The sequence below is a fragment of the Ruegeria sp. CH6 genome, from assembly GCF_056537005.1.
Map to the genome: position 1 here is coordinate 42,807 of NZ_JBQFQS010000016.1, position 12,717 is coordinate 55,523.

At 54.8% G+C, this 12,717-nt stretch carries 10 protein-coding genes and 1 pseudogene; 4 read left to right on the forward strand and 7 right to left on the reverse strand.

From position 1 onward, the window contains the following. Positions 1 to 306: 306 nt before the first annotated feature. The 6 genes from ACR0CW_RS20860 to ACR0CW_RS20885 all read right to left on the reverse strand — a co-directional run bounded on the left by ACR0CW_RS20860 (position 307) and on the right by ACR0CW_RS20885 (position 7,949). Positions 307 to 2,121 carry a BCCT family transporter gene (locus ACR0CW_RS20860; RefSeq protein ID WP_480789248.1) on the reverse strand — a complete coding sequence of 605 codons (1,815 nt, stop codon included), beginning with the start codon at positions 2,119 to 2,121 and terminating at the stop codon, positions 307 to 309. A gap of 77 nt (positions 2,122 to 2,198) precedes the next feature. After that, a complete protein-coding gene (locus ACR0CW_RS20865; RefSeq protein WP_480789249.1) occupies positions 2,199 to 3,209 on the reverse strand; it encodes an Ldh family oxidoreductase in 1,011 nt (336 codons plus the stop codon). A gap of 12 nt (positions 3,210 to 3,221) precedes the next feature. Next, positions 3,222 to 3,851: a DUF3726 domain-containing protein gene (locus tag ACR0CW_RS20870; RefSeq protein ID WP_480789250.1), complete on the reverse strand. Its 630-nt coding sequence runs from the start codon at positions 3,849 to 3,851 to the stop codon at positions 3,222 to 3,224. Continuing rightward, complete coding sequence (locus tag ACR0CW_RS20875) at positions 3,848 to 5,533, reverse strand: hypothetical protein (RefSeq protein ID WP_480789251.1); 1,686 nt, start codon at positions 5,531 to 5,533, stop codon at positions 3,848 to 3,850. The genes ACR0CW_RS20870 and ACR0CW_RS20875 overlap by 4 nt, the downstream gene beginning before the upstream one ends. 11 nt (positions 5,534 to 5,544) lie before the next feature. Next, positions 5,545 to 6,507, reverse strand: a complete 963-nt coding sequence (locus ACR0CW_RS20880; RefSeq protein WP_480789252.1) for a membrane dipeptidase — start codon at positions 6,505 to 6,507, stop codon at positions 5,545 to 5,547. Then, positions 6,507 to 7,949 carry an aldehyde dehydrogenase family protein gene (locus ACR0CW_RS20885; protein WP_480789253.1) on the reverse strand — a complete coding sequence of 481 codons (1,443 nt, stop codon included), beginning with the start codon at positions 7,947 to 7,949 and terminating at the stop codon, positions 6,507 to 6,509. The genes ACR0CW_RS20880 and ACR0CW_RS20885 overlap by 1 nt, the downstream gene beginning before the upstream one ends. Positions 7,950 to 8,051: 102 nt before the next feature. On the opposite strand from ACR0CW_RS20885, the gene ACR0CW_RS20890 reads away from it, so the two are divergent. The 4 genes from ACR0CW_RS20890 to ACR0CW_RS20905 all read left to right on the forward strand — a co-directional run bounded on the left by ACR0CW_RS20890 (position 8,052) and on the right by ACR0CW_RS20905 (position 12,223). After that, on the forward strand, positions 8,052 to 8,936 hold the full coding sequence (locus tag ACR0CW_RS20890) for a LysR family transcriptional regulator (protein WP_480789254.1): 885 nt from the start codon (positions 8,052 to 8,054) through the stop codon (positions 8,934 to 8,936). 526 nt (positions 8,937 to 9,462) lie between these two features. Further along, positions 9,463 to 10,080, forward strand: coding sequence for a prolyl hydroxylase family protein (locus ACR0CW_RS20895; protein WP_480789255.1), 618 nt, complete (start codon positions 9,463 to 9,465; stop codon positions 10,078 to 10,080). A gap of 218 nt (positions 10,081 to 10,298) precedes the next feature. Then, on the forward strand, positions 10,299 to 11,561 hold the full coding sequence (locus ACR0CW_RS20900; RefSeq protein ID WP_480789256.1) for an acyltransferase family protein: 1,263 nt from the start codon (positions 10,299 to 10,301) through the stop codon (positions 11,559 to 11,561). A gap of 26 nt (positions 11,562 to 11,587) precedes the next feature. Beyond that, positions 11,588 to 12,223, forward strand: a complete 636-nt coding sequence (locus tag ACR0CW_RS20905) for an SGNH hydrolase domain-containing protein (RefSeq protein WP_480789257.1) — start codon at positions 11,588 to 11,590, stop codon at positions 12,221 to 12,223. Positions 12,224 to 12,272: 49 nt separating this feature from the next. Here ACR0CW_RS20905 and ACR0CW_RS20910 read toward each other — a convergent pair. Beyond that, positions 12,273 to 12,371: pseudogene (locus tag ACR0CW_RS20910) on the reverse strand (IS5/IS1182 family transposase); the annotation flags it as partial. Between the last annotated feature and the right edge of the window lie 346 nt (positions 12,372 to 12,717).

Genomic DNA, 12,717 nt, shown 5'->3' on the forward strand with positions numbered 1-12,717 from the left:
CGGGCTTCGCGCGTTCAGCAGGTCACGAACCGCCCATTCCCGACATTAAGCGTGTCGTCACAATGCTGCGATGCATCCCATCTAAGCAGCCGTTTAGGCTCCAACACCGCGCTAGAGGTGCTCAACGTCGGTTCGGCGGGACAAAGCCGTCATTGGAAAACAATATATCTTCGAAGGGTAGCCCCGCTGCTACGGCACGTACTTTTCATCCTACCAAATATTCGCAAGAGAGCCCCACGAAATCCGAGAACAAACCCTGTCGGGCGGAAATCCGGGCAATCGTGTTACAACTGCCCGGAATTGAGCCTACTCAGCCGGGGCAGTCAGTTTCTGGCGTAAGCCATCGCGGTATAGGGCCTTGGCGAGAGCCACGCACATCAGTCCCATGACCATCGTGAAGGGCAGGGCACCGATGATCATCGCGTTCCGCAAAGCATCCATCGGGTTGTTCTCGCCAGCTGCAAGGATCAGCGCACCAATCACCGCGGTCAGGATCAGACCCCAGATGATCTTGTGCTTGTTACCGATGTTCTGATCGCCACCCGACATGATGGTGTTCATCACCAGAATGCCCGAGTCCGCCGATGTGACCAGGAAGGTCATGATCAGAACAACACACATCACTGTAATACCCGACAGCAAACCGCCGGTAACCATCTCTTGCAGCGTGACAAACAGCTTGGCTGTGTTCGACGCGCCGATGATCGCACCTTCGGCTGTACCGTTCAGCTCAAGATCAATTGCTGTGCCTCCCAGTATGGTCATCCATGCAAAGCAGACCAGCGCCGGTGCAAACACGCAGCCGATGATGAACTCTCGAACCGAGCGACCTTTGGAGATACGCGCCAGAAACAGGCCGACGAAGGGTGAGAACGCGATCCACCAGGCCCAATAGAACGTAGTCCAACCAGCCTGCCAGCCGAACTGACGGCCAGGATCACCTGCGGCGTAGACCGAAGCAAGAACTGATTCCGGCAACGCTGCAGCATCGCCTTCCAAGCCCGACACGAACCCGTCAAACGATCCCCAAGGATTGGTCGCACCGGCATAAAGCGCGTCGGCAAACGGCGCGGCCTCGCTGGGCAGAGCCGCATCAAACGCTGTTGCCGATTGCGGGTTGAAAGCACCAAAGCTGAGCGAGATGAAGTGCAGGATGTAGTCTACAAACGCTGTTGCATAGGTGGTCATCGCAAATAGGAACGACCCAAAGACAACGAAGACCAGAAGCAGGATCAGCGACAGTACCAAATTAAGGTTCGACAGGTACTTAACGCCTCGCCCAACACCCGAGACCGCCGAAATGATCGACAAACCCATGATCACGATCAGACCTGTCAGCAGACCCACGGTGCTGGGTGCAGGTGCGTCTCCGGTCATGTCCATCATCCATTCCATACCCGAGATGGCATACAGGCCGTCAATGAACTGTGAGACACCGTAGCCGATGGTCACCGACACACCCAGAATGGTCGCAACCACGCCAAGTACATCAACGACATGGCCCAGAAGACCATTCATCAGCTTGCCAAACAGTGGCGTCAGCGCGGTACGGATGGTCAGTGGCATGTCACGCGTATAGGCGTAGTATGCCAGCGAAAGACCGGTCACCACATAGATCGACCACGCATGAAACCCGTAGTGCAGGAAGGTATAACGATACCCGGACTGCAACGCCTCTTCGGTGTTGCCGGCGACGTCCCCGGCAATAACGACCGGGTTCGATCCCCAAAGGCCCAGAGGTTCGGCGGTCGCAAAGACCATCAGACCAACACCCAGACCGGCACCAAACATCATCGAGAACCAAGAAAAGTCTGAGAATTCCGGCTTTTCACCTTCGGGACCCATAAGCCGTTTACCGGTTTGCGGCAGCGCGGCTACGACAAACAGGAAAAAGGCAAATAAGCCTACGATAATAATGTAGAACGCATTGAAGTCTTCAAGTAGGCGCGAGTTCAGGCTTCCCAGAACTCCATTTGCGTTTGCAGGCCAGACCAGTGCCCAGATGACCAGCGCAACCATGATCGACTTGCTGAGCAAGGCAATTTCGACGCTGTGACCTTCATAGAAACCGCCCGAAGATCGCTTGATCTCCAGATCGGTAAAAGGATCCTTCATTGACATGTGTTACCTCCCTGTTCGCACGTGTCCAGATGTCCAGAAAAGATTGGCAGGTGTCCCGGAACTTCACCATTTGGGCCCTAAGTGAGCAGGGCCTCAATTTTCTCCAGCGTTGCCACGTTGACGGCCACACCTTCAGAATTTGCCGCCAAACGCTTTGCCCGGCGACCATCACCGGGCAAATGTGCGCCGTCCTGAAATCGGATCGCTTCGACAAGATCGGCAATTTTGGTCGAAAAAGCGTCATCTGAGGTCGCAGATGCGTCAATCGCGATAAAGAACTGGCCCGTTTTGGGAGGGCCTCCAGCCGTTCCCGAAAAGGGTGAGGCGTGGATTCCAAGCGTGGCACCGGTTAGCGCCGCGGCCAAAACCTCTGTCAGCAAGGCCACGCCGACGCCTTTATAGCCCCCCGAAGGGGCCATCGATCCTTTGAGCCCGACATTTGGGTCGGTGGTGGGGTTGCCATCGGGGTCCAGCGCCCAGCCAACAGGGATCGACTTGCCTTCCCGGGCATGTTTCATGACTTCGCTTTTTGCGATGGTGCTGGCGCTCTGGTCGATCAGAAGTGCAGGTTGCCCATCGGTGCCCGGAGCGGCGATCGAGAACGGGTTGGTCCCAACCACCGGCTTAGAGCCACCCGAAGGTGCAATTGAAGCCGGAGCATTGGTGAATCCTAGACCGACCAACCCGGCCTGCGCCAGCTGGTGAGTGTGATACCCCAAAACGCCGCAATTATAGCTGTTGCGTATCGCCAGCGCGGCAATCACCTGCGTGCGGGCAGCCGGGATCAGCGCTTTGAACCCGACCTCAATAGCTGCATGTGCAAACCCGGTGGCAGCGTCGACAGTGATCACACCGGGGCGTGGCTTCGCCAGAACCGGCCGGGCCTGCCCATCGACCTTGCCGCATTGAACATGCTCACAGTAGATCGGGATATATGCCAGGCCATGGCTGGCAACTCCGTCTGCTTCGGTCGCGGCGGTTGCGACCGCCAGAGGTCGCGCGTTTTCCTCGCTTGTGCCCGCAGCGACCAGTGCCCGGAAAGACAGCTCTTCGATTTCAGCAAGTGACAGGGTGCGGGTCTGGATCATGACGGTCTCTTTTCAGTCGTTGTCGGCAAGCCCTGCACCAGCGCCGAGCATACGGGACTCTTCCGTTGCCGGGGCGTAGGTGCGGTGTGCAAAGCGGTTAAGTGTATTCCATGCCTCGAGATCGGGCAGCGCGCGGGTCTTTTGCGCGCGCGGGTTGGTCAAGGTATCACCCAGCGCAACCTCGATTACGCTTGCGTGGGCGGGACACTCGTTTTTCAGTACCAGTTGCCTCCCGTCAGTTGCTGCGAAGAAATCGCCCGCTATGACGGTAACAATTGCGGATTGGCGACGTGCGGCTTGGGCCGCAAATGGCAGCAAGACAGCAGGCGTGGCCAAGTTTCTGATCCGTCGCGGCCCAGATTGCAGGAAATGCGAACAATCCGACAACAACGCCCCGGTCATCAGCGGACACAAGTCCTTACCCCCTGCCCAGTCGGGTTCCATATGTTTAGGGACGTGTTCATCCAAATTACTGGCAAACCCGCGCTCCAAAACGCGTGCCAATTCGGCCACCCCGTCAAGACCCTGCGAACAGAGCCAGCGCGTCGCCTTCCCAGCCTCTTCCGCCACACCCCAGTCATAGCCTGCACCGCGCGTTGCACGTTTGGCGGTGGCTTCGACTTCGTTGAGGGAAAAGCTCATAGTGCAAGCTCCGGATAGACCCACAGATCAGCATTGTCCGGGCTCAGCTCTTCGGGGTAGGGCGCGCCTGCATACATACAGATGCGAACCCAGCGGTCTGAGCGCGGATCGAAATGTGTAGCGCCGAAAAACGAGAGTTTGGCGCGCAGCATGTCGATGGGCATCACCTCTGCGCCAATCGTATTGTCCCGGATTTCACCATACGGAGCGACGCGGTTCATCTGCGCGCGGCGCACCGTGTGGCGATGTTCCGGTTGGCGCAACAGGAACTCTGCGACCGGGGCTTCGCCCGACCATTTGTCCAGCGCATCAAACGCACGCGCCGCGTCACGCGCCGGTGCAAGAGGTTGTTCATAGTCCGCGATTGGTTCGTCGAACCGTTCCCCCAGGCGGGGTTCAAGCTTTTCTTCGGAAACATACCAGGCGCGCGCGCAATGTGCGGCGGCGTTCCAATCCAGATCAAGCGCCCAGCCAAAGCTCGTGCGGATCAGCTCGCGCACCTGGTTGACCGGCATCGCACCATCGATTGCAAAGGCCGCGCTGTTGCCATCCGCCATGCAACTGCTCAACCCGTCCACCAACTCGCCATATGGTTCAAGGATCAGAGAGGCCAGCAACTCTTGCCCTTCTTCGCTAAGGGCGGTCTGAGACCATTGGATCAGGTGTTCCCAGGGCTGGATTCTTGTCAGATCTGTCTGATCGAGATGCGCGTCTATCGCGTCCAGATCGGCATTCAGGGCGACAAGTTTTTCGATCTGGATCGGGTGCTCAGACAGCCACCACGAGATCGACAATTTGCTGCGCTCGAATACACTACGGAACATGGTCACTTCGGCGTCCGTTGCAGTCTCAACGGACCGAACGCGGGCGATGGCCTCTTCGCGTGCCATGATCCAATTGTTGAACAGGATCGGGTGATTGACGATGAAGGGCGCCATGCCCAGCCCGGTCGAGTTGCCGATCCCCAGCCAGCGGGCGATATTCGGGTCAAGCTGCGCGGTCTGCGCACCGCCCTTGGCTTTTGCCATGTGCTGCACCAGATCACGTACGAATATCCGGGTCAGATAGACCGAGAGCATCTCGGCCTGAAACGGGCCGCTGACCTCGGGGCGTTCGGCGATCTTTTCCCGGTCCGCCGCGCCGAACTTGCCCGATCCGTAAACCGCTGTGGTGCGCATCAGATACCCAACCTTGTAGATCTGCGCGAGATCCGGTTGCTGACCCGTAGCCAGCCGGTCTACCACATGGGCCCACAACCGAACCGAGCGGTTGGCACGCGACAGCGACAACTCGCTTTCGCTGACCCGACCGGCCTCTTGCAGCGGTACATTCCGGGACAGACGTTGAATATCGTCCTTGGTGGGAACACCGTCGAACAAGGCGAAGGTGGCATCCCACGCCTCGGCTATCACTCGATCCGAACGCTGCTCAGGCGGCAGGTCATGGGCGAAGGCGACCAGTGAATAGGTGCGATCGGGTCCTTGCGCGGAATACACCGCATGGCCCACACCGTTAGCGTCAATATCAAAAACGGGCCGGGAAAAGACCCAATTCTCAGCCGCCATGCGGCGGGTGAGCTGGCGCATGAAGCTGAGCCGGCATTGATGCAATGACCCAAGACGCGAAAGTCGCATCACCCGGGCAGGGTCACGACGATCAACATTTTGGGGCGTGGTGGTCATGACTGTTGCGATCAAAAGTTTTCGGTAAAGAAACGATACCAGTTGCCGCCCATGATGCCCGCCACCTCTTCGGCGTTCATACCAACGGCGCGAAGCCCGTCTTTGATGTTGCCAAAGTCGCGATTGTCGCGGAACCAGTGCGGCATCGGAGGGAAGCCAGGCGCCGAGGCTGAGCCTTCGCCATAGTCAATCTCTTTCGTCCAGCGCCCAACCCGCATCCATTCGACCACGCTGTCGGATTGATCCTGACACAGGTCCGTGCCAATCCCCAGGTGCTTTACCCCATATTTGTCGGCCGTACGGGCGATCATTTCGCAGAAGCTTTCCAGCGTGCAGTCAGATTTACCCTTCAGGTGATGCGGATAGACCGAAAACCCGAACATCCCACCGTTATGTGTCACCGCGCGGATCACATCCTCGCGCTTGTTGCGCAGCGCAGGAGACCATTCGTGCGGGTTGGCGTGCGTGATGGCGATAGGACGTTCAGAAATTTCAGACGCCTCGATGGTCGAGCGGTCTGCCGAATGGCTCATGTCGACCACAAGCCCGACGCGGTTCATTTCCTTGATGACCTGCTTGCCCATGCGGGTGATGCCGGTGTCTTCGCCCTCGTAACAGCCGGTCGCCAGCAGCGACTGGTTGTTATAGGTCAGCTGCATGAACCGGGCACCCAGATCGTGCAGGATCTCGACCAGACCGATATCGTCTTCGATGGGCGAAGGGTTCTGGAACCCGAAAAATACAGCCGTCCGGCCCGTTTCCTTTGCTAAATCAATGTCGCTGGCCCAGCGGCCTTTCATGATCAGGTCCGGATATTGCTCGAACCAGCGATTCCATTTCTCAAAGTTCAGAACAGTTTCGCGGAAATTCTCATGATAGGCGATGGTGACGTGGATCGCATCCACGCCGCCTTCGCGCAGTTGGCGGAAGATCTTTTCCGACCAGTTGGCATATTGCAGGCCATCGATCAGCATCAGACAGGGCCTGCGCTGATATAGGCGGTTTTGACGGTAGTGTAGAATTCGGCAGCAGCCTTGCCCTGCTCGCGCGGGCCATAGGAACTGTCACCACGGCCACCGAAGGGCACGTGATAGTCGGTGCCTGCAGTCGGCAGATTAACGGTCACAACACCGGTGCGCGCGTTGCGGCGGAAATGGGTGGCACGGGCCAGCGACTTGGTCACAATGCCCGAGGTCAGACCAAAGTTGGTGTCATTGGCCACGCTTAGCGCCTCGTCATAGCTGCCGACCTTGATGACGCTGGTCAGGGGCGCAAACATTTCCTCGCGGTTGATGCGCATGTCGTTGGTAGTGTTCAGGAACACGCCGGGAGACATGTAGAACCCGTCATGTGGCATCTCAAGCCGCTGACCACCGCAGGCCAGTTCCGCGCCCTCAGATTTGCCCAGATCGACATAGGTGAGGTTTTCGTTCAGCTGCTGTTGGCTCACGACAGGCCCCATTTGGGTGCCCTGTTCTAGTGCGTGACCGACCTTCATCCCCAGTGCGCCCGCGACCAGCTTTTCAACAAAGGCATCATGGATACCCTCATGCACCACCAGCCGAGAGGAGGCTGTGCATTTCTGGCCTGTACCACCAAAGGCTCCACCCAATGCCAGTGTCACCGCCAAATCCAGATCGGCGTCATCCATGACAACCAGAGCATTCTTGGAACCCATCTCCATTTGCACCTTGGTCAGGTTCTGGATGGCAGCGGCGGCAATACCCTTGCCCACCGGTACGGAGCCAGTGAAAGAAATCGCGTTGACCTTGGGGCTTTCTACCAGTCGCTGCCCGATTGAACGTCCCGAGCCCATCACAAGGCTGAACAGGCCCTTCGGAATATCCTGACGTTCGATGATTTCGGTCAGCGCCACAGCCGAGGCAGGCGTGATGTTCGCAGGCTTCCACACAACCGCGTTGCCATAACACAGCGCTGGCGCAATTTTCCACGAGGCGGTCGCAGTAGGGAAGTTCCATGGGCTGATGATCGCGACAACGCCAACCGCCTCACGCCGCACGTCGATCTCGATGTCGGGGCGCACGGAGTCAGCGTTCTCACCGATTTGGCGCAAGCATTCAGCGGCATAGTAGGTAAAAAACTGACCGGCGCGGAAAACCTCGCCCTTGCCTTCTGCCAGTGGTTTGCCCTCTTCACGACTGAGCAATGTACCCAGTTCTTCAGCGCGCGCCATCAACTCATTGCCGATGTTCATGAGCACGGCTTGCTTACGCTCCAGCCCATAGGATGCCCATTCGGCCTGTGCGATGCGGGCTTGATCCAGCGTTGCGTCCAGCTGATCGGCACTGGCCTGGGCAAACATGCCCACCAGATCGCTCAAATCCGACGGGTTGCGGTTTTCAATCTCGCTTTCGCCAGCCAGCCACTCGCCAGCAATCAAGTTCAATTTGGTCACTTTGGATCCCACCAACAGAAATTCGGGTTGCAGAAGGATGGATTCTTTTAATTGCATCAGTCAAATTCAAATAAATTGACCGAACTTCAGAGGAATTGAAGTATGGCTATCAAAATCGAAATGCTGCGCTGCTTCTGCACCGTCGCGCAAACCGGAAACATTGCCGAAGCAGCAGAACGGCTTGGCCGCACACAATCCGCTATTTCAATGTCATTGAAGCAGTTGGAACAGCACATCGGAAAGCCGCTGTTCGAAGGCGAACGCAAGAACCGGCTAACGGTATTGGGCGAGGAAGTGTTTAAGCTGGCATTGAAACAGGTCCGCCAGTTCGAACACACTATAAACAGCATCGGAGAAGCCGCAAATTCCGAGCAAGGTCTGGTTCGAATTGTATCGGTCCCGTCGGTTGGGGCGCTGATCTTTCCGACCGTTCTTGACATCTTGGCAGCCCGGTTTCCCAAACTGAAAGTCGAGATACGCGATACCGACACGCAGCGCGTTCTGGATGCGCTTGCGGAAGGAGAGGCTGATATCGGGATCGCGTCCGGTTACCACCCGATCAACGGCGTTGAAGCGATCCCTCTGTTTGAGGATCGCTTCGGACTAGTGTGTGCGGCGGATCACCCTCTGATCACGCAAACGGCCCCTCCGACAATCGAGGATGTGGTTGCCGCGCCGTTCGTGCGGAACGCTCTGAGCGATAATATCCAAACCCAAGCCTTCGTGAGCGCAATGGAGGGCGCGGCGATAACTCTCCACAACACACATTCGTTGATTGCTTTGGTCAAAACCGGAAAATGGGTCACGATACTGCCCCAAACCGTTTCACGGTTTATGCCGGAAACCATAGCGTTTCGGTCCGTTTCCGACCTGCCGGATAAAAGACAGGTCTATCTTTATGTCCACAACAGAACACGATTTCGGGAACAAACCGATGCGTGCAAGTCGTTCATTTTGGAATGTATTGATGATTGGCGAACCGAGTAGCTATTGTCTTTTCGGGTTCTGTCGCAATCTACAAAGTCTGACTGTTTGAAATGAAGCACTCGTGTTAACGGCATCGTAGATGGCGGAGGAATTGTTTGCTTGAGGTCGACATCACACAGTAACTCGGGCCTGAGGTGAAGCTTATGCTTTCGCCTAAGACGCAGATTCCCAAGAGTGTGTTGGGTATCACACCAAACACGATCATCACTGAACCGGTGGTATGTAAAGCGATCTGTGGTTGAGTGGTCAGTTCCCCTGCGAATCCCATGCACCATCACTTAAGTCTACCTGGTAGCAGACATTGATCCCGTTTGCAGAGAATGTAAGCGAAGAGCCTAGATTCATATATGCTGCAAGTGCAAACTGGTTGATTAAAACAGGCCCTTCTGACAATAAGCGGTAATGGATCTATTGCCGATTTCCCTCCTGTGGCCCTGCCACTCAGCTCTTCTCAGGGGCTCCCATCGTTGATCGCGTGGCGATCTAGCGAACACCCCTTTTTTTGAACTGCACATGGAGATGGACGATGACCATTCCAACTTGCCTGCAACACCTCGTTTTTGAGGTATCAGATTTGGGCACACCAGAATTTTGTGACCAGATAATTGGTCGAGCCAACAAAATTGGCTTTGGTGCGGCAACAATCACAACCGAACGCGGTACAAGCGTCGCACAGGAAATTCGTAACAATGATCGAGTGATCTTCGATGATCCGGAGCTAGCGAATGCACTATGGAGAAAAGCGGATCCTCTGTTTTCAAGCTCATTCAAAGGACATCGCGCTGTCGGCCTAAATGAAAGGTTTCGCGTGTATCGCTATGGCGCCGATCAGTTCTTCGATTGGCATCAGGACGGCGAGTTTCAGGCGTCAACTGGTCACCGCAGCATGTTTACGATGATGATATACCTCAATGAAGCCTGCGAAGGTGGCGGCACATCCTTTGCCGATGTGTTCTCACCGCATGTTTTCAATGATTTCACGATTACGCCAAAGACGGGAAAAGCACTTTTCTTTAATCATCCGCTGTCTCACCGAGGTGACCCAGTTATAAGCGGAGAGAAGTTTGTCTTACGAACTGACGTTATGTTTGAGAAGGCAGCCTACGTCTGCTTTGCCCGCAAAGCTGCTGTCTTTAAGGCCTGATGCCGCAAAGCACGCCAGGAATCTCTCCCTAAAAACAGGTTGTACAGTCGGCAGGATTGGCCAACCCGAGCGTCAATCCATCTCAACCTAGCTTAGAGTTTGCGACAGTTCCGGCTCAGGGCCGATATTGGGCGTAACACGATGGACGATCCCACGACCTTGTTATAACAAACTGTTCGAACAACCAAGACGAGCTTATTAGGAAGAGGCCTGTAGCGGTGCAACTTTTAAGTGACTATCGGCCAGACTCTCATCCCAAAAGCAGACGTTGCGATATCGACTTGTTGCGCTTTGTAGCGGTAACTGCGGTGGTTCTATTTCACTTTGAGGCACCTGGGTTTTCCGGCGGATTTCTCGGTGTGGACATGTTTTTTGTCATCTCCGGATATCTGATAACCTCTCATATCCGAAGTGAAATTCGAAACGAGCGCTTTAAGTTATCCTCATTTTTCCTGAAGAGGATCAGACGACTATATCCCGCACTTTTGTTTACACTTTTCGCTACAGCGGTCGTTGTTCTTTTCGTATTCCCACCGAATCTGATTTCGGATTTCGCGTTATCTTTGATTTTTTCCTCCGTCTATCTTTCCAACATACACTTTTGGTCAGGCGCTGATTATTTTGACTTTGAGAGCATCTACAAGCCTTTGCTGCACACATGGTCTCTGTCGGTCGAAGAGCAGTTTTACTTAATTTGGCCGTTGTTTCTCATGCTCATTTCACTCAGGCTACATGCCAGAGCGATAGTTCTCGTGGGCCTGCTCTCCTTGGGGCTTGGACTGGTTCCCGCATTCTCCTCTTCAACCACATTCTTTCAGTTCCCGTTCAGGATCTACGAGTTCTCGATAGGCGCATTGCTAACCAGCGCAGCTCTTAGCTCCAGACTTGTACATTACAGAGCATTCGTGCTTCCCGTTTCATTTCTGCTTGTGGGAGTGTCACTTTTCTTCAGTTCGGAACTCGATCCAAACCCGAGTTGGGGCACTTTGGCAGTATGTCTGGGTACGGCTGGGATTATCAGCGCATCTCATCCATTGCTGCAAAAGGATACAATCATAACAGCTCCCATGCTGAGAATAGGCCTGATCTCCTATTCAATCTATCTTGCGCACTGGCCCCTGGTGGTTGTTTACAAGACTTACTTCCCCGGAGACATTTCAGCGATTGGCATTCTGGCGCTCATTCTCGCAACAGTGATCATCGCCGAGTTCATGTATCGTTGTATTGAGCAGCCCGCATCGCGTATTTCATTGGAAACAGGATCAAAAGCTCTGATCGGGATGGTCGCTGGCCTATTCATTTTCGGTCTGGCCTTCCAATTCACGCATCAGCGCATCTACTCGACCATCCATCACAATAGAGGTTTGGTCGCTGAAATCTTGGATAAGATCCCCGCACGCCGAGACGTCGTGCAAATTGCCGAAAGTGAGATCTCGCAGATCAGCTGGCCAGACTACAATGGCGAGAAAAAAATATCCTGATTCTCGGAGACTCTCACGCTTATGACGTGTTTGCAGCGTTGAGGTATTCGCTATCCCCGAAGAAATACAATCTTACATTGCTTTCCGGAAACAGCGCCTGCGACCCACTTTCGAGCGGAAGTATCAATATTTCGCTTGATGCGCTGTATGAAAATCATACGAACCCGGAGGCTACTGCCCAAAAGTGCTTGGACTTTCATCAGAGTTTCCTGGACCACGTAACTGCTCAGAAACCGGACTTTATTGTTTTTTCAGAGGCTTGGAGGAAGGTGTCATTGGAGTTTCTCCAAGCGACTATTGAGGAGCTGCAAAGCGTTACAAATGCTGAAATTGTTGTTCTGGGCAGGGTGCCGCAGTGGGTCGGAACGCCGGAGACTATTTTCCGGGATTTTAATAACGTCGAGCAGTTGAATGACAGCGCTTGGTCCCTGCGACACCCATACTTCGATGGCATTGACGAAAGGCTTCAAGAGATCGCGCAAGAGACAGGAGTCACGTTTGTATTGAAACGTGAAGTTGTCTGTCCGAATTTCAAATGCGCAGTGATCGTCGGCAATGATCTGTTGTATTCAGATTCTCAACATTTTTCGCCAGCCGGTATGAAATATTACGGAGAGCGTTTGAGAGATCATCCTTCCATGCGATCGATAATTGAACCTTAGATCATGTTTACAATTGACGCAGCCAGAGGCGGATTAGTGTGATGTCGATGAAGCCGAGGTAGTCGGATGTCTGGCCTGGTGTGATTTCCGTCCTCATGGGCAGGCCGTGTGCATTGACGAAGAGATGGATTTTGATCGTGAAGCCACCTCATCAGCGGCCGCGTTGCCCGTTCTACGACAGTTGTGGTGAGAAAATGTATGCTACAGCTTGAGAACCAGATTTTTCGTTGACACTCAGAGAATGGTGGGAATTCAGATTACCTATGCCGGGCCAAGGGTAGTATAGAAAATGGCCTCCGAAACATCGAAGGCCATTCATATAAACCAAATCGACCTTTATTCAGCAGGCATAGTTGTTGCCTCGGGCGAGATAGTTGTTGCGACGCCTGCAGCTTCGCGGCGTCCGTCGTTCCAGATGGCCTTGATCAGCGCGATGCACATTAGTGCCATGACGATCGAGAATGGCAGCGCCCCGATGACCATCGCGGTCTGGA